Annotated in this window: 18 protein-coding genes and 2 riboswitches; of the genes, 8 read left to right on the top strand and 10 right to left on the bottom strand. The window is 40.9% G+C overall.

Annotated elements, in window-relative coordinates; genetic code table 11:
* Positions 1-18: 18 nt before the first annotated feature.
* Positions 19-975, top strand: coding sequence for a nucleoside hydrolase (locus FHS45_RS02115; protein WP_062444895.1), 957 nt, complete (start codon positions 19-21; stop codon positions 973-975).
* Between the two features lie 30 nt (positions 976-1,005).
* Here the strand turns inward: FHS45_RS02115 and FHS45_RS02110 are convergent, their stop codons facing one another.
* Positions 1,006-1,401: a VOC family protein gene (locus FHS45_RS02110; RefSeq protein ID WP_062444892.1), complete on the bottom strand. Its 396-nt coding sequence runs from the start codon at positions 1,399-1,401 to the stop codon at positions 1,006-1,008.
* A gap of 261 nt (positions 1,402-1,662) precedes the next feature.
* Between FHS45_RS02110 and FHS45_RS02105 the strand changes: the two genes are divergently transcribed.
* The 3 genes from FHS45_RS02105 to FHS45_RS02095 are packed head-to-tail and all read left to right on the top strand — an operon-like array spanning position 1,663 to position 3,930.
* On the top strand, positions 1,663-2,490 hold the full coding sequence (locus tag FHS45_RS02105; RefSeq protein WP_062444890.1) for an amino acid ABC transporter substrate-binding protein: 828 nt from the start codon (positions 1,663-1,665) through the stop codon (positions 2,488-2,490).
* Positions 2,474-3,181 (top strand): amino acid ABC transporter permease, encoded by a 708-nt coding sequence (locus FHS45_RS02100; protein WP_062447788.1) that lies wholly within the window; start codon positions 2,474-2,476, stop codon positions 3,179-3,181. The genes FHS45_RS02105 and FHS45_RS02100 overlap by 17 nt, the downstream gene beginning before the upstream one ends.
* A gap of 11 nt (positions 3,182-3,192) precedes the next feature.
* The gene (locus tag FHS45_RS02095) at positions 3,193-3,930 is read left to right on the top strand and encodes an amino acid ABC transporter ATP-binding protein (protein WP_062444888.1); all 738 of its coding nucleotides are present in this window, start codon (positions 3,193-3,195) and stop codon (positions 3,928-3,930) included.
* A gap of 87 nt (positions 3,931-4,017) precedes the next feature.
* On the opposite strand, the gene FHS45_RS02090 is transcribed toward FHS45_RS02095, so the two are convergent.
* The 9 genes from FHS45_RS02090 to FHS45_RS02050 form a co-directional block, all read right to left on the bottom strand.
* A complete protein-coding gene (locus FHS45_RS02090) occupies positions 4,018-4,512 on the bottom strand; it encodes a CBO0543 family protein (RefSeq protein WP_062444886.1) in 495 nt (164 codons plus the stop codon).
* A gap of 1,006 nt (positions 4,513-5,518) precedes the next feature.
* On the bottom strand, positions 5,519-7,819 hold the full coding sequence (gene metE / locus FHS45_RS02085) for a 5-methyltetrahydropteroyltriglutamate--homocysteine S-methyltransferase (protein WP_062444882.1): 2,301 nt from the start codon (positions 7,817-7,819) through the stop codon (positions 5,519-5,521).
* A 181-nt stretch (positions 7,820-8,000) separates the two neighbouring features.
* Positions 8,001-8,202, bottom strand: a riboswitch (cobalamin riboswitch).
* Between the two features lie 65 nt (positions 8,203-8,267).
* Positions 8,268-8,379, bottom strand: a riboswitch (SAM riboswitch).
* A gap of 217 nt (positions 8,380-8,596) precedes the next feature.
* A complete protein-coding gene (locus FHS45_RS02080) occupies positions 8,597-9,067 on the bottom strand; it encodes a peptide-methionine (S)-S-oxide reductase (protein WP_062444880.1) in 471 nt (156 codons plus the stop codon).
* 458 nt (positions 9,068-9,525) lie between these two features.
* The gene (locus tag FHS45_RS02075; RefSeq protein ID WP_258953990.1) at positions 9,526-9,666 is read right to left on the bottom strand and encodes an aspartyl-phosphate phosphatase Spo0E family protein; all 141 of its coding nucleotides are present in this window, start codon (positions 9,664-9,666) and stop codon (positions 9,526-9,528) included.
* A gap of 674 nt (positions 9,667-10,340) precedes the next feature.
* Positions 10,341-10,832, bottom strand: coding sequence for a hypothetical protein (locus FHS45_RS02070; RefSeq protein WP_062444878.1), 492 nt, complete (start codon positions 10,830-10,832; stop codon positions 10,341-10,343).
* A gap of 43 nt (positions 10,833-10,875) precedes the next feature.
* Positions 10,876-11,880, bottom strand: a complete 1,005-nt coding sequence (locus FHS45_RS02065) for a DUF3231 family protein (protein WP_062444876.1) — start codon at positions 11,878-11,880, stop codon at positions 10,876-10,878.
* A 134-nt stretch (positions 11,881-12,014) separates the two neighbouring features.
* Complete coding sequence (locus tag FHS45_RS02060) at positions 12,015-13,055, bottom strand: zinc-binding dehydrogenase (protein WP_062444874.1); 1,041 nt, start codon at positions 13,053-13,055, stop codon at positions 12,015-12,017.
* Positions 13,056-13,245: 190 nt separating this feature from the next.
* Positions 13,246-14,928 carry a glycoside hydrolase family 13 protein gene (locus tag FHS45_RS02055; RefSeq protein ID WP_062444872.1) on the bottom strand — a complete coding sequence of 561 codons (1,683 nt, stop codon included), beginning with the start codon at positions 14,926-14,928 and terminating at the stop codon, positions 13,246-13,248.
* A 132-nt stretch (positions 14,929-15,060) separates the two neighbouring features.
* Complete coding sequence (locus FHS45_RS02050) at positions 15,061-15,477, bottom strand: hypothetical protein (RefSeq protein WP_062444870.1); 417 nt, start codon at positions 15,475-15,477, stop codon at positions 15,061-15,063.
* Positions 15,478-15,671: 194 nt separating this feature from the next.
* Between FHS45_RS02050 and FHS45_RS02045 the strand changes: the two genes are divergently transcribed.
* The 4 genes from FHS45_RS02045 to FHS45_RS02030 all read left to right on the top strand — a co-directional run bounded on the left by FHS45_RS02045 (position 15,672) and on the right by FHS45_RS02030 (position 20,766).
* Positions 15,672-17,759, top strand: coding sequence for a helix-turn-helix domain-containing protein (locus tag FHS45_RS02045; protein WP_062444868.1), 2,088 nt, complete (start codon positions 15,672-15,674; stop codon positions 17,757-17,759).
* Between the two features lie 153 nt (positions 17,760-17,912).
* On the top strand, positions 17,913-18,932 hold the full coding sequence (locus FHS45_RS02040; RefSeq protein WP_062444866.1) for a TRAP transporter substrate-binding protein: 1,020 nt from the start codon (positions 17,913-17,915) through the stop codon (positions 18,930-18,932).
* Between the two features lie 68 nt (positions 18,933-19,000).
* Positions 19,001-19,498 (top strand): TRAP transporter small permease, encoded by a 498-nt coding sequence (locus tag FHS45_RS02035; RefSeq protein WP_229717813.1) that lies wholly within the window; start codon positions 19,001-19,003, stop codon positions 19,496-19,498.
* On the top strand, positions 19,495-20,766 hold the full coding sequence (locus FHS45_RS02030; protein ID WP_062444863.1) for a TRAP transporter large permease: 1,272 nt from the start codon (positions 19,495-19,497) through the stop codon (positions 20,764-20,766). Before FHS45_RS02035 ends, FHS45_RS02030 begins: the two co-directional genes overlap by 4 nt.
* The last annotated feature ends 8 nt before the right edge of the window (positions 20,767-20,774 follow it).

Below are 20,774 nucleotides of genomic sequence, written 5' to 3'. Positions count from 1 at the left end.
GTTATAGGGGGTGGGATCATGAATAATGTTTTACTTTTCTGCGACCCAGGTATTGATGATTCATTAGCAATTATGTATGCACTTTTAAACCCTGAAATAAATGTGGTCGGTATCGTTTCAAGTTATGGTAACGTGCCTCAACAACAGGCAACACAGAATGTAGCTTATCTGTTAAAACTGGCTGGAAGGGATGATATTCCTATCATCGCCGGAGCAAGAAGTCCGCTCAGTGGTGAAATAGCTGTATTCTATCCGGAAATCCATGGGGAAGAGGGCTTAGGGCCAATACGTTCTCCTGAGACGATTCAACATGAGGTTGTCAATTTTGATGAGATATTTAAAATCATTGAAAAACACGCGGGTAACCTGGTAATCGTAGATGTAGGAAGGTCTACATCACTTGCGATCGCTTTTTTATTAGGGGGAGAAGAGTATTTACATAAGGTGAAGGCAGTTTATTGTATGGGAGGCGCCTTTTTAGTACCAGGCAACGTAACGCCTGTTGCCGAAGCTAACTTTCATGGCGACGCCATAGCGGCCAACCTCGTTTTAAACAAGTTACGAAATGTCCATATCACTCCATTGAACGTAACGAATTACGCAATCATCACACCTGAAATCATCCAACAGATCACCGCTCAGTCTTTCAATGCTTTCACCCAGCTGATAAAACCAATTTTTGATTATTACACTGCTGCTTACAAAAAATTAGATCCCAGCCTCACAGGCAGTCCTTTGCATGATGTTTTTACCATATTTGCTTTGGTCAATCCAGAGCAAGTACAGTATGTTAATCGCCAGGCTTCTGTATCCATTGAGTTTAATGATACAAAAGGAGAAAGTATCGCTGACTTTAGAGCAAGATCAAGCGAACAGGTCACAGCAAATACAGATCATATTGCCATACAGTTCAACTACCAGACATTTGTAAAAGATTTTATCAATGTAATGACTACGCGAAAAAAAGAACCCTGAATAAGGGTTCTTGAATTAACTATTAAGATGCTATTTCGCGTTTTCATCTGGCTGGTGGATGCCGAAAATATTTCCTTCCGTATCGATATAGTATCCCTGCCATGCCATTCCCGGCAACGCAGATTTCGGCATTGCCACCTTGCCTCCCTGATCGAGAATTTTAGCCTCAATAGAGTCGTAGTCTTCCACTCCCATGGTACACGCATAAGCATTAACAGCCTGGTTCACTTCTGGAGGAGCACTTTGCCGCTGCATCAAAGCACCGTTGATTCCCGGCTCTTTTTCATCACCAGTCACCGCCCCAAAATAAGGCATCCCGGCAAACTCACTCCAATCTTCAAACCTCCATCCAAATACCTCACCATAAAACGACTTCGCCCGTTCCATGTCATCGACATGAATTTCAAAATGAATGATTCTCCCCATTTGTTTCCTCCTTTAAAAATTTCATTCTTGTATGTAACCCCCTCGGAACTTATATTCTACCAATTGTCTGCATACTCCTTCTTTTTTAAGACGCCATTCAATAAACAAAGACTTACTATGTAGAAAATTACTCATTGAAACCCGAATATATTCACCTTAACAAAACCATTACATTGACATACAATTGTAATCCCCTTATGATACTAGTGTTATCCAATAAAACCTACCAATTTAATTGGTTTAAAACTAGGAGGAATTTAAATGAAAAAATGGATATTGTTAACCATGCTAACGTTAATGACTGCAGTGTTGTTCGCCTGCGGATCCAATGAATCAAACGATACAGATGAGGAATCCACTTCTTCAGATAACTCAGAAACATCCTTATATGAACAAATTCAGGAAAAAGGTGTCCTGACTGTCGGTACAGAAGGAACTTATCCTCCATTCACTTTTCATAATGATGATGATGAGTTGACTGGTTATGATGTGGAAGTAGCAAGGGAAATCGGGAAGCGCTTAGATTTAGAAGTAAAATTCAACGAAACAAAATGGGATTCTATGTTTGCCGGCTTGAATTCAGAACGCTTTGATATGATTGCCAACCAGGTTGGTATCCGTCCGGACCGCGAGGAAAAATATGATTTTTCCGAACCATATACAATTTCTACCGCTGTACTTGTCGCTAAAAAAGGAAACGAAAATATTAACACGTTTGAAGATATTAACGGGGAACCTGTCGCCCAATCCTTGACCAGTAATTATGCAGACATTGCGAAAGAATATGGCGGAGAAATCCAATCCGTTGAAGGGTTCAACGAAGCAATGCAGCTGATTGGCTCCGGACGTGTTCAAGCAACGATAAATGAACGACTTTCTGTACTGGACTATATCAATCAAAAAGGTGATCAAGCTCCTGTAGAAATCGTCGACAGTCAAGAAGATGCCGCAGAAAGTGCCATGATGTTCCGAAAAGGGAACGAAGACCTTGTGGAAGCAGTGAATGGTGCACTGAATGAAATGAAGGAAGATGGTACACTAGCTGAAATTTCTAACAAATGGTTTGGCGAAGATGTTTCCACTCAGTAATCTTATTATCGCATCTGCTATTAATATGGAACGTTACCTGGATATTTTCCAAAGCTCCTTTTTCCCTCTATTGGAAGGAGCTTTGGCCCGTACCATTCCGCTTACCCTGATTGCTTTCAGTATTGGTCTTATGTTAGCAGTCATCACGGCACTCTTTCGGTTATCAGGGATCAAAGCCCTGGAAATAATCGCTAGAATTTATATATCTATTATTCGCGGAACACCGCTACTGGTACAACTGTATATCATTTTCTTTGGACTAGGGAGCGTAGGTATTGAGATCGATCCCTTCCCTGCCGCAATCATCGGATTTTCATTGAATACGGGCGCCTATGCATCGGAAATCATCCGTGCAGCCATCCAATCGATTCCGAAAGGGCAATGGGAAGCATCCTATTCCATTAGTATGTCTTACGGTCAAGCGCTTCGCCGGATCATCATTCCCCAGGCGACAAGGGTCTCCATCCCGCCGTTGTCCAATTCTTTCATTAGCCTGGTAAAAGATACATCCTTAGCTTCCACGATCATGGTTACAGAAATGTTCCGGAAGTCACAAGAAATTGTCGCTACAACCTATGAACCATTGCTGCTTTATACGGAAGCCGCTTTACTGTACTGGACCATCTGTTTCTTACTGTCCTTAGGGCAAGACGCAATTGAGAAACACTTGAATCGATATGTGCAAACGTAAGGAGACTCTTTATGCTATCTATTAAAAACCTTCACAAACAATTTGGTGATTTAGTGGTACTGGACGGGATCGATTTAAATGTTGAAACCGGTAAGGTCGTTGTCGTCATCGGTCCCTCAGGTTCTGGCAAAACAACACTGCTAAGATGTCTGAATGTATTAGAGACACCAAATAAAGGGGAATTGCAGATAAATAATAAGGTTCTGGATTTTTCCAAAAAAGTTACTAAGAAAAACATTCAGGCTTTTCGTAAACAGACCGGAATGGTCTTCCAAACCTACAACCTCTTCCCGCACAAAACAGCGATTGAGAATGTCATGGAAGGACCGGTCATTGTCCAGAACATCCCAAAGCAGGAAGCACGCAATAAAGCCAGACAATTACTTGAAAAAGTTGGACTAGGTGACAAAATCGACTACTATCCATACCAGCTTTCCGGTGGACAGCAGCAACGTGTAGGAATTGCCAGGGCACTTGCGATGGAGCCGGAAGTCATGTTATTCGATGAACCAACATCTGCACTTGACCCAGAGCTCATCGGAGAAGTATTGCAAGTCATGAAAGAATTGGCAGAAGAAGGCATGACCATGGTTGTCGTCACACATGAAATGGGATTTGCCAGAGATGTCGCGGATGAGGTCATTTTCATGGAAGGTGGTCATATCATTGAACGTGGCCATCCGGCCGATATGTTCTCCCGTCCTTCCAATTCAAGAACAAAAGAATTCTTAAATCTATTGAGTGAGTAATAGAGTTTTCTATACTATAAACAGCGCCTGCCCCCCAGCATGCTAAAGTATCAGCGAAGTGGGGCCAGGCGCCGTTATTGACTAACTTTAAATATACTCAAATACGTATAAATAGAATAAAACGAAAAACACCGAAACAACTAACACCCATATTTTCCGTTTATAGTGAAGTACTAACATAGGTAACATGACTAAAACAAAGAAAGTTGACCACCCCAAATTCCAGCCGTTACTATGTGTGATTTTCCCAAGATTTAATCCTGCCCATTCTACAGATATGAAAATGATTATCCATTTAATTATATGAATGATTTGTTTTCGGAAACGATCGGGAAAGTTCGATAAGAAGATAAATGCTGCCAACGGGTTAATAACAAATGTATGTAACATGACCACCATTGATTGATTTAAAAACAATTCTTCCTGGACTTCCCATAATATAAAATATTTTTGTGCGAAAAACTGATATAGTAAGTTTGCGGAAGCTATATAAAGCATTGTCGAATAATAACGTTCCCAATTCTTCCAATCGCCCCAGCGAATAGAAGCAACAATCACCCAAATTGTAATCGCAATATGCAAAGTTAATCGCCTTCTTTACTGCAAAGTTTGAACTGTGTGTATCCATCTCTATCCCCTTTTATTGCCCATCCTTTTAACTTTTCAACCATTCAAACGTCTAACTATTTTTAAATTCCAAGCAAGAACATAAAGAACTAACGGGTAAACGAAAGCAGAATACCAGAGTTTCCAACCATTATGATAAAATGCTTCTGTATGCGATATGAACCATTCATATAATAATAGGAAAATGGTGTTGGCAACAATATAAACTAATTGTTTTCGTAAGTTCCCAAACGGAAAGTAATTTAAGAAAATTATGTTATATAACGGATAAAGCGGAAAAACAAGAAAAGCTTTATAGTCAACACCTTCGGAAAAGTAACCATATAAATGATGGTGTAAGACAAGGTAAACATCAGTGAGTAAGGCAAAATACAAAGCGAACCAAGAAGTTACATACATTTCAAGTTTTGATAATCTCTTCGGCATTACATATATAATAAGTGCAAATATTGTTATGGTAGCAAAAACAAATAACATTCTTATAAACACAACCTTTCGCTATCCCCTTCATTATGTGCGATTTAAGCCAAATTAAAACATTTCACAAAACGCAATTATATCCCCCCTAACACGCTAAAAGATTAGTACAATGGGGTGAGGTATTCGAAGCGTTGATGTTTGCAGCAGCATTCGCAACACTTGTGATTGGCATACTGTCATTTAACCAAAAAAAATAATCCACCCTTGAGCTGAGGACTCAGGTGGATTATTCCGTCTGAAGAACCGATCCCCCTTACAGGGAACCATTCTGTTACCGACCGTAGATGTTAGCGCATCTACGGTCTTTTTTAATATATATTACTTCTGTAGTTATTATTGTCCCTTTGTCTAATCAGAAAACACGACCTGACCCCCAGTTCCAGAAAGCGTTAATTAACTGAGGGCCAGCACTTTTTGACCCATACGGCAATGAATCAATTTTGGCCCGGATTCCTATCCTCCTGATGTCATTTCAGGTTATCTAAGATATAGTTGAATTTTGTGGCACTTTCTCCCGTATCCTTCTAGCGGCCTCCACCATATTGGTCAGAGCTGCAGTGGTTTCTTCTATCCCTCTGGTTTTCAACCCGCAGTCTGGGTTCACCCAGAATTGACGAGGTTCCAGAACCTTCAAAGCGCGAACAATATTCCTTTCCATCTCTTCCACGGCTGGTACCCGTGGACTGTGAATATCATAAACGCCAAGCCCTATCCCTTTTTCATAGGAGTTTCTTTCAAAATCTGAAATAATTTCACCGTGACTTCGGGCAGCTTCAATCGAAATGACATCCGCATCTAATTGATCGATCGTATCCATGATCTCTCCAAATTCAGAGTAACACATATGGGTGTGAATCTGTGTTTCATCTTTCACGGAAGAAGTGGCTAGTTTGAAGGAGTAGACAGCCTCACGTAAATACTGTTCCTGCTTTTCCGGTTTAAGCGGCAAGCCTTCACGCAATGCCGGTTCATCTACCTGAATCATCTGAATCCCCTCATCCTCCAGGTACTTGATTTCCTTTTGCAAAGCGAGGGCGATTTGCTTCGTAACCTCAAAGCTGCTGATGCCTTCATGGACGAATGACCAGTTCAGAATCGTAATCGGGCCTGTAAGCATTCCTTTTACCGGCTTTTCGGTCAGGGATTGGGCATAGGCGATCTCTTTTACAGTCATCGGTTCTGTCAAAGCGACGTCTCCGAAAATAATCGGCGGCTTGACACAGCGCGAGCCATAGGACTGCACCCAGGCGAATCTTGTAAAGGCGAACCCTTCCAGCTTCTCACCGAAAAATTCAACCATATCATTGCGCTCGAATTCCCCGTGGATAAGGACATCCAGCCCGATTTCCTCCTGTCTGCTAATCCATTCGGCTATATTTTCTTCGATAAATGCCTGGTATTCCGAATCCGACCATTTCCCTCTCCGCCTATTTTGACGTCCTTGTTTTATATCAGCTGTTTGCGGCAGGCTGCCGATTGTCGTCGCAGGTAATAACGGCAGCTTGAAAAATTGTTGCTGAAGCTGCTGACGGGAAGCATAGGACGTAGGCCTACGAGGTGTCACTCCCTCCCAGCTCTCCATTTCATTGCGGACATCCTGGCGGTTTCTGGCAGCAGAATTCCATAATGCTTCGCGACTTTGCTTCTGTGCGATGATTTTATCCTTTATCGAGGATTCTCCCTGATTAATTCCTTTTGTCAAAATGGCAGCTTCCTCCAGTTTCTGGTCAGCAAAGGCCAGAGCATTTTTCAACAAAGGATCCAGTTCATCTTCCGTATCAACCGTTACTGGAACGTGCAGCAAGCTGCAGGACTGCTGGATGATCAGACGGTCTTTGTCAACTACTTCTAACAGGCGCTCCAGCTGGGTCAATTTTTCACCTAAATCTTCACGCCAAATATTCCGACCATTAATTACGCCAGCAGCCAGCGTTTTATCTTCAGGGAAACCGTACTCCTTCACCGCAGCCAAATTAGCCCCATCATCATGGACAAAATCAAGCCCGACACCTGAAACTGGCAGACTAACGACTTCCTCATAATGATCGACTGCTTCAAAATAAGTCTGCAGGAGAACTTTCACACCAGGAACTTCCTGCTGTAGTTTTCCATATACCCGTTTGAAACGTGCGAGGTCAGTTTCCGAAATTGCTCCTGTCAACATAGGTTCTTCGAGCTGTACCCATTCCGCACCAGCGTCTTCTAACTCCCGAAGTACCTGTATATAAAGCGGCACCAATTTTTCTAAAAGCTGGTCTATATCTTTTTCCTCAAACCCCTTCGCCAGGTGTAAGAAAGTGACCGGGCCAAGTAGGACAGGTTTCCCGGTAATTCCGAGTTCGCTTTTCGCTTCATTAAAATAATAGAGCGCCCGGTTTTCTGTCAATTCTGGTACTGCATCCGCCTCGATTTCCGGTACGATATAGTGATAATTGGTATTGAACCATTTCGTCATCTCTGAGGCCACTGCTTCATCATTACCCCGGGCGATATCGAAATACGTTCCCAGAAGGTCGCTTCCACCCCGGAATCGCTCAGGGATAAATCCGAACATAACCGCCGTATCGAGCATATGGTCATAAAAACTGAAATCACCGACGGGAATCAAGTCCACTCCCAGCTCTTTCTGCTTCCTCAGTGCATGGAGACGGTATTTCTTCATTTCAGCCAAAAGCTCTTCTTTATCAATCTTACCTTTCCAAAAACTTTCGAGAGCCCTCTTCCATTCTCTTTTTTCCCCGATTCTTGGGTATCCGATCGTCGAACTTATTACGTTTGTCATCTCCATTCCTCCCGATACTTTTTTCTTATACTTTAATCCTTTAACAAAGTTAAACTTTCTTAAAGTAAAAAAAAATCCCTCTTTTTCAAGAGAGATAGTTAAGTAAGCATTTTCCATTTTCAGTCGATAAAGACAGACTGATCCCGTTATGCGCCTAACACCTCCCTATTCCTCGTAGGTTTAAGTGTACAATCGACAGGCAGGTCTCCTGACTCATGATCATCACACCCCTGCGTCTTCCCACCTTTTTTTAAAAGGTAGTGACATCATGCAGGGTGCTCCCATTTACAGTGGCGGGACCGTGCCGGACTTTCACCGGACTTCCCTTTTAAGCTGAATAAACATCGATAAACTTACCCAGCACCTGAAGATATACGATATTCAATTAACTTGATCCATTATGATACATGAAAAAACCTCTCAATCAGAGAGGTTCAGACACGTACCCCTCTTATTTCCCAAAGCATGCGCTTTGCTGGAAGTAGCACCGTAACCGCATCCTTATGCGGAATGGTTGCCGGGCTTCATCGGGCCAGTCCCTCCACCACTCTTAATAAGAGATCTTTCCTATGGATTACAAGCATACTAGCATGCCCAGGAAGGGGTGTCAATGCCAGGCATGAAAACTTATTTAAAAAGGTGCCTGTCCCCCAGTATGCTAAAGCATTAGCACAGCGGGGATCAGGCACCGTCCTAATGGATATCTTCTTCCGAGAGTAGATTGATAGTTTTTACCCCGACATCTTGAGCCTGTCACCTATCTTTTGCAATTGTCTCTTACTTATATTTACTTAATATTTCATCTGGAATATGGCAATAATCATCTGGACACCTGGCTAACCGATCCTGATGTTCTTCTGCACTTCTCACATAGTTTGTAAGTGGTAATACTTCAACAACTATCCGGTCATAATCATCTCTCTCACGAAGAAACGCTCTTGCCTTTTTTAAGTGTTCAGGATTTTCACTATATACGCCTGTTCGGTACTTCTCGCCAACATCCTCCCCTTGTTTATTTACACTGTACGGATCTATGATTTCAAAGAAATATCCCATTAATTCCCTGATCGATACCACCGATGGGTCAAACCCTGTTTTGACACATTCGGCATAACCATCATATTCCCCCTCAAGGGTATGACCGGTCCCATTAGCTCTTCCGGCTTCCGTAAACGTAACTCCAGGTAAAGTTTTTATAAAAGCTTGTACACCCCATAAACATCCACCTGCAAAATAAACTACTTCCATAGAAACTCTCCTCTTTATACATCAAAAATTAATAGCTTTTCTTCACTATTTAGCTTTCAGTTTTTTTGATAAATAGTGTTATGTAGCATCAGTTTCACCCGTTACACTTTTTCATATCAATATTAACATATTGGATTTGGCATTTAGTCCATGTTTGAAATGGCAGTATATTTTTTCATGTAAAAGACCTTCAACATACAACCGTTGCATAATTGAAGAGCTTTTGTGCATATAGATTATTACATTAAAGTACCCGTTAATCGAATTAAAAATATAATTTATATTAATAAATTAGGATAAATATCAAAGTGAAGTGGACTCCTTACATAAAAGAATAAAAACCCAATACCTGGGTATTACCTAGGGTATTGGGTTTTAACGTACGAAATAGAGTAACCTTAACCCAAGGAAAAGGCTGTACACAGAACGCTAGGAACTGTAAAAACTACTAGACTGATTCACTTTTTATTACTTTTTTCACGTAGACATCGGTCCAGTTCATTTAAAAGCTCATCCAGCGATTGGGAAATAGCTAGTATTTGGGAATCCTGGGGGTTATTTTCGTACGTTTGATACATTTTCTTTCTTAATAATTCAATTTTTTCTCTAAATCGTTGATCTTAGCCAGCTTATTTCTTCCTCTCCCCTCTTAATAATGTACGGTAAAAGCGGAGAAGCGAACGAAGCAAAACTTAAGCATTACTCACCATTAAGGATTCAATTTCCTCAGCTTTACCTGTCGAACACCACTTTTATCTTAAAACTCATACAGGTTCTTTTAATAAGGTTAACCCCTAATTAGCTTAAAAAGAACCTTTTTCACTTAAAAGCATACTCTCTTTTTAGTATTAGAGCCTTTTCCCCCAAATGCTACTTCCCATTTTGCTGATACCCTACTCCTTTTTCATTTACTCCAATTTTGAAATAATAATGTAATATTATTTTTAAAAAATTACTAAGATAGATTCTATGAATGTATAAATACCTCGAAACTGAGTCTTCCATTATTCTGCCCTTTTAAAAAAGCGATTGCTTCTGTTGAACAATCGCCCCCTTTTCATGAAGATTTGAATTTGAGATATTTGCAAAAACACCAAGATATTGAATATAACATAAGTTTTCTCATAACTACTCAACTAGAGAAAGGTTTGGATTTAGGAAAAAGTGTATTTTGTACTGAACCACCAAAAGCACCCGTATTTTAATATTTAAAGAAGAAACAAACACATGCTCCCTCCATTGGATGCTGTTTATACAACAAAAGAATGTATGTTCAGATTGTTTCCTTTGAATATATTTTCAACAATATCCTTCTTATGATTACCCCTATACCTAAACCAATCGGCAAGAATAATATAGGCAGCCATATCGGACCCATTAAGTATCCAAAAAATGTGAATTCAGGCGAAAATATCAGGCCTGTTGTAACAAAGTAGGCCGAGAATACAAGAGGCAAATAGGCAAAGGATTTGTCCTTTCCCCCACCAGCATCCTTATATGCATCCCAAATAGAAAAGAAATATAAACACGGATAAAACATAAGCCACATATAATTGGTTTCAGCGATTGCTTCCTCAATCTTAAAATTAAAACTCAAAACAATGACTTTATTAAAGTTTCCCATAACATTAATAAGAAGCTCCAAGCTAACTAGCAGTATTCCTTTTATATATTTTCCGTTTAGCAATTGTCCAAAGCCCGGCAAAGCAATACTCCATAATAAAACTTCTAATTTGTTACTTTTTTTAGAATAACCAATTCCCATAACTTCACCTAATTTGCTAAGCCTTATCTATCAGTAGCTCTATTTACTTATCTTTTGCTATGTCCTTTCTATTCGGAGCAAGTGGGGGCTGTTCAAGCCAATTATTTTTGGTCATTATATTAAACCATTCTTTTGTAATCATTATATTTTTTAATATGATTTTTTCAAAAGTTGTTACGAGATCTACTCGCATTGCTGATGCTAGACCTGCACCATGGTATGATTGGGCAGATTGTAATAAAAAACCCATGTGGTACAACATTAACTTATCTGAAAATGGTGAATCCTGTGAAGAAGTAACCTCTGACTCCCAAGACATTGGAACAGGCAAATTATCTCCTTTTAATATTTTACTTAATGATTGAATTTGTTGATTCGATGCATTTTGTGTACTCTCTAAAAATTTTCTAACCTCTTTTGATTGTGCCACTTGGCTAAATCCTATAGAAAGTGACTTCTCCATTATTTTCTTCTTTATATTAAGGGATAAAGCAATAATTTCTGTTGCAGCTAAAGGGCGTTTATCTCCTGAAAAGCCATTAATAAATTGTTGACCTGAAACAAATTCTGGTTTTTTTTCAGGGTAAAAGTAAGGGTCCCTTTGAAAATGTCCCTTCTCCAATAGTAAATCAGTAGTTCGCTGATACATACTCATAGCATCATTACTAGCTGATTCATAGAAATGTCTTAAATCCCTTCTAACAGAAGAACTAAGTGATGTAGTATGGCCAATTAAACCGTGCAACGTCATAATATGCAAATAGTGCAAACAAAATATGTCAGAAAACAATCTTTTGGTGCCTCTATTAAGGTCTGATTCTGAAAATCCAACTGGTACTGGGAATCCCTCGTTTTCAATAAACCATTTTATTTGTTGCTTTTGATTACCGAAAATTTTTATTGCATCTTCGAAGATTTCTTTTATCTTCTCATCTTCTATAATGGACAGCATATATTTATTTACAATATCAACGGCAGTTCCGTTTACATACTCTCCCCACAATGTTCCTATTTCAGCAGATGTGAGTTTTAATTCTTCTTTATCCATATAATCACCTCTGTCTAATGTTGCCCAGAATATTAAAGTTTTATTTAGATAATTGTTCGAGTAATTCTAAGTCTCTATGTTTTTCTAAAAGCGTGTAGCTTTACTCAAATTTATACTCAATGAAACGAATGGAATTATTCTTCAGGTAGTAATAAGATTTTTCCTAATTTCCCCTTGTTTTTAAAATATACTTGAGCTTCTTTGGCCTCTTCTAAAGGAAAGCTTTTGTCGATGACTGGCTTTATTTTCCCTTCAGCTATCGCCTTAAGCATATCTTTAAACTCTGACCTTGTCCCCAGCACCGATCCATACATGGTAATATGTTTGAGATACAATGTTCTAAAATCCAGATTTGTCTTCTGGCCACCAGCAGACCCTGAGATACAGAACTTGCCACCTTTTTTCAATACTTGAAGAGATGTGGGAAACAAAGCATCCCCTACCACATCAAGCACGGAGTCGATCGGCCCTCCATTCGCCTCTAAAATCTCTTCGGCAAGATTATCGGATCTATAGGATAATACATGTGTCGCCCCTAATTCCTTCATTGCCTCCTCACCATTCAAGTCACCAATAATCGCAATAACTTTAGCCCCAAACACTTTAGAGGCAATTTGGACATTTAATGATCCGACGCCACCATTTGCCCCAGTTACCATAACCGTTTCTCCAGGTTGAATCTGTATTTGTTGTACCATATGCCAAGCCGTTAACCCGCTTACGGAAAAAACGGCACTCTCTGAATAATCAGCAAGAGGCATATCAAAACAAAGGTCAGCTGGCCATACCACATATTCCGCATAACCCCCATCGTATTCCGATCCGATAAAGGACATGTCCTCCGAGATGTGTTCGCTCCCTTCTTCTCCAGTAGAAGTAAAAGGAAACAATACTACCTTTTTCCCTGCCATGTCTTGGTCTACTTGATCACCAACTTTAACGATCTCACCAGTTATATCTGATCCAGGTATACGGGGGAATTGTACTCCTTCAGGTCGCCAGCCAGATTTAGAACCCGTACCATAGGCACCTTCTCTCATCCAGATTTCCGTATTATTAATGGCACATGCCTTAACTTTCACCAAGACTTCCTTTTCATTCGGTTCAGGTATCGGAATGTCGACTACTTTTAACTTATCTACGTCCCCATATCCTGTTACTTGCACTGCTTTCATATAAACTTCACCTTTTCTAGAAACATATTTATTATCCATAGGAATTCACTCGATTAAAAAAGAGCGGGAGGCACCATTTATTATTATTTATCTTTCCTGGATAATCAATTCTTCTGTTAACACAAAACAAGTGCCTGACCCCCAGCATGCTAAAGCATTAGCGTAATGGGGATCAGGCACGTCATTTAAATTATTTCAACAGATAGCAACGCGTTTCATACTGCTTCAATGGAACAGAAGATATGTCTTCATTTTCTTCTACATCGTAGTTGCTGATCAGCAGTTTTTTATTTTGGTAATGGATGTTTTCAGGTAACTCGAACTCCACCTTCTCACCAGAGAAATTGCTCATCACCAGCAGCTTTTCATCTCCAAGCGTCCGAGTGTAGGCATAGATATCCTTGTGATCACCCAAAATCAAGTCATAATCTCCATACACAATAATGTCGTACTCTTTACGCAGCTGAATTAATTTTTGGTAATAGTAGAAAACAGATGCTGGGTTTTGCAGTTCTTGTTCCGCATTGATTTTCTCAAAGTTTGGATTTACTGCAAGCCAGGGTTCTCCTTTTGTAAAACCTCCATTTTCGCTTGCATCCCACTGCATAGGGGTACGAGCATTGTCCCTGCCTTTGATGTAGATAGCTTCCATCACTTCATCCGGATCGGCACCTTGTTCTACTTTTTCTTTATACATATTCAAGGTTTCAATGTCTCGGTATTCATCAATGTTTGAGAATTTCACATTAGTCATACCAAGCTCTTCGCCTTGATAAATATAGGGCGTCCCTTTCAGCATATGAAGGGTTGTCGCCAGCATTTTCGCGGACAGTTCACGATACTCCTCTGAATCATTACCAAACCGGGAAACTACCCTTGGCTGATCATGGTTATTCCAATACAAACTGTTCCAGCCATCTTCAGCAAGCTGGTTTTGCCATCTTGTGAAGATTTCCTTCAGTTCTACGAGAGACCATGATTTCACATCCCATTTACCACCAGGTCCAGAGTCCAGATCGACATGGTCAAAATTGAACACCATATTCAGTTCATCGCGATCCTCCCCCGTGTATAATGCTCCTTCCTCAGGTGTAACCCCAGGCATTTCCCCGACGGTCATCACATCATAACCAGATAGCACCTGCTCATTCATTTCTTGAAGATAGTCATGGATTTTTGGCCCATTCATGAAATACGGCGCGCCACTCCCATACTGTTTTCCTTCTTCCACTTCTGCATCGGGATAGCTTTGGTCTTTAGAGATGAAATTGATAACATCCATACGGAAGCCGTCAATACCACGATCCAGCCACCATCGCATCATATCGTAAATTTCCGCGCGTAAATCTGGATTTTCCCAGTTCAGATCTGGCTGCTTTTTGGAGAATAAATGCAAGTAATAATCCCCTGTCGCCTCATTATATTCCCAGGCAGAACCACTGAATGCCGATTCCCAGTTGGTCGGTTCTTTGCCTTCTTTACCAGAACGCCAAATATAATAATCACGATACGGGCTGTCCTTCGATTGCTTAGCTTCCTTGAACCACTGATGTTCATCTGATGTATGATTGACCACCAGGTCCATGATCAGTTTCATATCACGGTTGTGAACTTCATCAAGCAAAGTCTCCAAATCTTCCATCGTACCGAACTCACCCAGGACTTTTTTGTAATCACGGATATCATAACCGTTATCGTCATTAGGAGAGTCATAGACAGGAGAGAGCCAAATGACATCTATCCCTAACTCCTTCAGATAATCCAGTTTTTCGATAATCCCAGGGATATCACCGACACCATCATCGTTGCTATCATTAAAGCTTCTTGGATAAATTTGATACACAACACTTTCTTTCCACCATTTTCGACTCATTAGAAAACACTCTCCCTTCTTCTGAACGCGTACAGTTACTAGAGTAATCATTTCATCATTCCGCTAATGATCCATTTTTGTGCAAATGTATACTTATACCTTAAATCTTCTATTACAAAAAAGAAGGAAGGATTAAACCACTATCCTTCCTTCTTTCTCCTGTACTTCCATTGCTTCATTAATAAACGGCTGAATGCAGACAAGAGCATTCAAACAATCCAGCTTCTCAAAAGGAATATAAACTTCATGACGTTTCAAAAGGTGACTTCGACAGTTTGCGATATCAAAATCCAGTACCTCCTGGACCTCCTGTTGCTTTTCTTTGCCAATCCGTGAGTCCGGGTTGCCTGGATCCATATGTAAAACAAGTGACTGATACGCCTTCCCACCATGCAGCGTTGCGAACTGGAATTTCTGCCTGCTTAAGCGATAACCGATGGTCGGCCCCTGGGCGCTATCATCATATTCCACGCCGTCCATTTTAATCAGCGCACGATGAAGGTGTTCAGCAATGATACTATTTTCGAATTCTTTGAGTTTACAAGTCACGCTTTTGCCTCCTTTGAAAAATGAACCTATATTCATCTTTCCATACTTCGACAAAAAGAGCAAGACCCCTTTCGCCGTGTTATTTGCTTCCGATCCCCTCCTAAATATTTTTCTATCCACACCAATAAATGTAAGTAAAATCCTCAAACTTCGTACATGATAAAATAAACACAAACATTTCGGGGAGGATTCATATGAGCAAGGTTTATCAATTACTTACCGATTCGATCATTCAATATGCAGCTGCCAGTTCATGTGATCTAGCGAAAGTCACTATTTTTTATAAAGATAAAAAAGTTTATACAAAAGAGCATCAAGTAAATAAACCATCCACCCTCACTACTATAGAGTATGACCTTTATAGTGTTTCACTTGACAGTGCAGAACCAACAAAGGAATTCAAACAATTCATCGAAGGCCAGCTCCAGCTAATGGCCGCTAATGTAAGCCGCGACCATAAAGTGAAAGACCTTTTGCTGAATTTGTCCAGAACCCTGTCCCTCTATCAGAGGCTTGATGATGTATTACGAAGAATCATGGATATGGCCATGGAAGTATTACCTATTTCTGATTCCTGCAGTCTATATATATATGAAGAAAAACAGGACATCCTGCTCCCTCGCGTTACGCGTGGGTTCAATTGGGAACATTTACAACACATCCGCTTTAAACCAGGAGAGTCATTGACAGGAATGACATTCCAGACGAAACGTCCGCAAATCTTCCATCATACCGGTGAAGTGTATGAAGGAATGGCATCTATGTCAGAGGAGAATTGGAAGCATTTTTATGCCTCCACCCCGATTAAAGATGGGAAGAGGCTAAAAGCACAAAGTGCCATGTGCTGCCCGCTGATTATCCAGGAGGAGTGTATCGGTGTAATCAGTATCAATTCGTTTCGTCAAACAGGGAATTTCACCGATGAGGACCTCGATCTCTTGAAAGCGATTTGTAATCAGGCTGCGTTTGCTGTCCATCGCGCTTCCCTTTTTACCGAACTCGAAAATCAAGCCGACAAACTGATGAAGTTGAATCATGACATCCAACTGAAAAATCAAACCCTGGAAGAAACACAGCATAACCATAACCAATTGATGGAGATTGCTATTGAACAGCAAGGGATGGATCCGATTATTGATTTCATTGGTAAACGAGTGAAGACCCCTGTTTTCCTTTACGATGAATTCAGACATCTGGTGTCCTCCTATAAAGGAGGCGAGGTTCCATTTGATGCCAGCCTGCCGCCTTTTTTGGAATCGTTGACACCAAAATTGATGCAGCCGACATCACTTAGAGAACACGGCATCCTCGTGATACCTATTGTAACGAGAATGGACCCAAGAGGATTCCTAGTGATTCCTAACAAAGAACTACCGCTGGATCATCTTGAAAAAATGCTGATTGAGGAAGCGCAGAACATCATTGCCATTGAGCTGTTGAAGCAAGAAGCTGTTTTTGAAACAAAACAACGGATACAAGGGGAGTTTCTCGAAGACATTCAAGGAAAAGTGGATATCAATGTTCTGATTGAACAGGCAAAATTACTCGGACTGAGCGATCAAAAGTCTTATCTATTTTTCGGGCTGCATATTGACCCTGCAAAAACCAATGAGAAGTGGGGATTCCGGGATATCAAAAATCTGTACCACCGGGTAGAGACTTTCATATCTAATTTCTTTACCACCAGCATCATTTTCAAGCGGAATAATGGCCTGAGGGGGCTTATCGGTTTTCCTACCAATACCGATGAAGAATCTGTCCGGCAACAAATGGAACACTTTTTAAACCAGATGGACCACTATATAAAAAAACACTTTAAAGAGCAGACTTTTTCTTATGCAATTGGGCGCTTGACTAGTCTGGAAGAAATCCGAAAATCATTTAAAGACGTATGGTACTGCATTGAAATCTTTAACCGTCATAAGCGACCGAACCAGCGGATGACATACAGGGAAGTGGGTGTCGCTAAGATGATGATGAACAATTCAGAAGAGGAACTTCATCAATTTGTAGTCGATCAAGTGAAGCCACTGATGGACTATACCAAACAAAACAAACAAGAATTACTCGAGACACTGGAAGAATATTTATTCAACCACCAAAATTTAAAAGAAGTCGCTGAAAAACTCCACCTGCACACCAACACGTTAAACTACAGACTGAAAAGAATCAGCCAGCTATTATCTGCGGACATACGTGATGCCGAAGTCATCTTTCACCTCCGAATGTCATGGAACATTATGAATTTGCTCGATACCAAAGAAGAATGGCTTAACGTATAAAAACACATAAGAATCCGTGTTTATGCATTCCATTTGTTTAAAATTCAAAAAATCATCCCATTTTTTGTGCATTCCCATCATTTTTTATTATGACAGTTCCGTTACAATAAATTTAAATATTCACAAAACAATCACAATTAAGGAGTGCATAAGATGAAAAAGTTGTCCTTCCTGATGGTCGCGCTCGTCATTATCCTTGCTGCATGTGGTGGCGATAATGCTTCCGGAACAGAAGATGGAGAATTTGAAGAAAGAACATGGAAGATCGGTTTTAATACCGTTGAAGGTTCTGTACGTGACGTAGCTGCCAAGAAATTCAAAGAAGTCGTAGAAGCAGAAACAGACGGTGCCATTACAGTCGAAATATACCCGAACGAAGAGTTGGGAAGCGCTCAGGAAATGATCGAATCGGTTCAAGTCGGCGCCCTCGATATGCAGATTGCCGGTGCCAACATGATGGCTAACACCGTTCCAGAATATGCGGCACTTTCGCTCCCTTTCTTAGTAAAAGACTTCGATGAAGCTCATGCGATTCTCGATAGCGAAATTGGAGACAAGCTTAAGGAAAAAGGACAAGAACACGGCTTAAAAGTTCTATCCGATGTAGAACTCGGATTTGCTCAAATCACAAACAATAAACAACCAATCAATAAACCCGAAGACTTGAAAGGGTTGAAAATGCGTTCCCCTAACGATGTAAGTTTGATTGAAACATTCAAGACACTGGGAAGCTCTGTTTCTACCATGCCATTCACAGAAGTTTATCTGGCCCTGTCCCAAGGAGTTGTCGACGGTCAATTCAACCCGCTTGACGCTATTTACGAAACGAAATTCCACGAAGTCCAGGACCATTTAGCCATGCTGAACTTCACGTACTACTATTCTTATTTCATTATGAATCAGAGTACGTTTGATGGAATGGAGCCAGAGCTGCAGAAAATTGTACAAGAAGCAGCAAACGAAGCACGCGATGCTTCCTATGAATTCACAGCAAGTAAAGACGAAGAAATGTTAGACGAAATGGAAGATTCCTTTGTGGAAATCACAGAACCTGATGTTGCACCTTTCCAAGAAAAAGTACAACCTGTCTACACCAAAATGGAAGACACCATGGGTGCGGAGATCATCAACGATATCCAAACCTTCCTGGAAGAGTACCGCTCTGAACAATAATTAGAAAAATCAGCGAGTAGGTCCCCTTCTCGCTGATTTTTTATTAAAGGAGAAAGTTGGTGAATGTCATGCTGGAAAAAGCTTTAAACCGATTCATTAAATTCACGGAAGTCATTGCCGGTATCCTGATGGTTCTGCTGACACTCGTTGTATTCGCAGAAGTCCTCTCCAGGTATGTATTCGATTACCCGATTTCATCCTCGACGGAAATGACCCAGCTTCTCTTTCCATGGATGATTTTTCTCGGCACGATTGCCGTTACTAAAAATGAAGATCACTTAAAAATCACGGTCCTTCAGGAACGCTTCAGCCTTGGAGCCCAATGGGTGATGCAGCTGTTCGCAAAAGTGGTCATGCTATTATTTTCCGTTTATATGGTCTATGCCAGTTATCTCCTGGCGAGCGCTGTGCAAATGCAGCCGCTGCCTATGCTCCGGATATCTAAATCATGGTTATATATATCGGTCACCGTATCATTTGTATTAGTTTGTCTGCTTTTAATCTTACAAGTAGTGTTACTTATTCGTAGAAGAAATACCTTCATGGAAGGAGGAGAAATCCAGTGATTGCAGTAATGATTATCAGCTTTTTTGTTATGCTACTGCTCGGAGTGCCCATTGCCTTTTCCATGGGCAGTGCTGCCATTTTATTTTTCATCGTCGAAGGTGTCCCGATGGAGCTCGCAGCACAACGTTTCTTTTCTAATACACAATCGTTCGCTTTCCTGGCTATTCCCTTCTTCATTCTTGCCGGAAACCTGATGATCAATGGGAATATTGCTCAACGGATTATCAAGGTAGCGGACTCGATGGTCCGTCAGTTGCCCGGCGGCCTTGGGTGTGTTTCTGTCATTACCAGTATGGGAATGGCAGGCGTCTCCGGTTCTTCCGTTGCTGACGCAGCTTCTACCGGAAGTGTTCTCATTCCTTCCATGAAAAAGAAAGGTTATTCCTCTTCTTTTTCCGCTGCTATTAATGCATCCAGTTCCGTAGTCGGGATTATCATCCCCCCAAGCAGCACGATGATCATCATCGCCTGGCTGGCGAACCTGTCTGTCGCTCAAATGTTTCTGGCAGGTGTCATTCCGGGCATCCTGATTGGATTAGCTTACCTGGCTACGACCGTGATCATTTCTGTTAAACGTGGCTACCCGCGTGAGTCGATGCCATCGCTGAAAGAATTTTTCATCAGTCTGTTCAAAGCGTTCTGGGCACTCGTCCTGCCTGTTTTCCTAATCGGAGCAATTGTATTCGGAATTGCGACGGTCACAGAAGCCGCTGCACTTGCAGCCATCTATGCTTTTCTTATCGGTAAGTTCGTATACAAATCCCTTACACTCAAAGGTGTCTATGAATCATTGAAAGAAACCGTCTACGGAACAACCGTCGTCATGCTGATGATTTGTACGTCGATGATATTTACCTATGCCTTGATTTCCGAAGGTATCCCGGATCTCATTTCCAACTGGATTCTAAGCCTTGGACTCTCGAACGCTATGGTCATCCTGCTGATGATTATCATTATGCTGGCAGCGGGAATGGTAATGGAGCTTGTTCCTAACTTATTCATTTTCATTCCGGTATTCTTCCCGATCGCCACCGGAGTCGGAATGGATCCGATTCACTTTTCCATCGTCATGCTTTGTTCGTTCGCCTTAGGGCTATTTACACCACCGGTTGGATCGACATTATTTATCTCATGCCATATCGCACGGGTGAAAATCGAAAACACAATCAAAGATATCCTTCCCTATTTCGTTACCGGGATCATTGCGATTCTATTGATCGCCTATATTCCAGGACTGACGTTATGGATCCCTAGTCTATTTGAATAAGAAAGGAA

This window comes from Thalassobacillus devorans, from assembly GCF_011761345.1.
GTDB lineage: Bacteria > Bacillota > Bacilli > Bacillales > Halobacillaceae > Thalassobacillus > Thalassobacillus devorans.
The sequence above is the reverse complement of the archived record's forward strand: the minus strand, read 5'-3'. Positions and strand labels throughout refer to the sequence as shown.

What these genes read in the sequence shown, in the direction of transcription:
- FHS45_RS02115 (WP_062444895.1), top strand. Translation starts at nt 19, where the DNA reads ATGAATAATGTTTTACTTTTCTGCGACCCAGGTATTGATGATTCATTA.
- FHS45_RS02110 (WP_062444892.1), bottom strand. Translation starts at nt 1,401, where the DNA reads ATGGGGAGAATCATTCATTTTGAAATTCATGTCGATGACATGGAACGG.
- FHS45_RS02105 (WP_062444890.1), top strand. Translation starts at nt 1,663, where the DNA reads ATGAAAAAATGGATATTGTTAACCATGCTAACGTTAATGACTGCAGTG.
- FHS45_RS02100 (WP_062447788.1), top strand. Translation starts at nt 2,474, where the DNA reads ATGTTTCCACTCAGTAATCTTATTATCGCATCTGCTATTAATATGGAA.
- FHS45_RS02095 (WP_062444888.1), top strand. Translation starts at nt 3,193, where the DNA reads ATGCTATCTATTAAAAACCTTCACAAACAATTTGGTGATTTAGTGGTA.
- metE (WP_062444882.1), bottom strand. Translation starts at nt 7,819, where the DNA reads ATGACAAACGTAATAAGTTCGACGATCGGATACCCAAGAATCGGGGAA.
- FHS45_RS02080 (WP_062444880.1), bottom strand. Translation starts at nt 9,067, where the DNA reads ATGGAAGTAGTTTATTTTGCAGGTGGATGTTTATGGGGTGTACAAGCT.
- FHS45_RS02070 (WP_062444878.1), bottom strand. Translation starts at nt 10,832, where the DNA reads ATGGGAATTGGTTATTCTAAAAAAAGTAACAAATTAGAAGTTTTATTA.
- FHS45_RS02065 (WP_062444876.1), bottom strand. Translation starts at nt 11,880, where the DNA reads ATGGATAAAGAAGAATTAAAACTCACATCTGCTGAAATAGGAACATTG.
- FHS45_RS02060 (WP_062444874.1), bottom strand. Translation starts at nt 13,055, where the DNA reads ATGAAAGCAGTGCAAGTAACAGGATATGGGGACGTAGATAAGTTAAAA.
- FHS45_RS02055 (WP_062444872.1), bottom strand. Translation starts at nt 14,928, where the DNA reads ATGAGTCGAAAATGGTGGAAAGAAAGTGTTGTGTATCAAATTTATCCA.
- FHS45_RS02045 (WP_062444868.1), top strand. Translation starts at nt 15,672, where the DNA reads ATGAGCAAGGTTTATCAATTACTTACCGATTCGATCATTCAATATGCA.
- FHS45_RS02040 (WP_062444866.1), top strand. Translation starts at nt 17,913, where the DNA reads ATGAAAAAGTTGTCCTTCCTGATGGTCGCGCTCGTCATTATCCTTGCT.
- FHS45_RS02035 (WP_229717813.1), top strand. Translation starts at nt 19,001, where the DNA reads ATGCTGGAAAAAGCTTTAAACCGATTCATTAAATTCACGGAAGTCATT.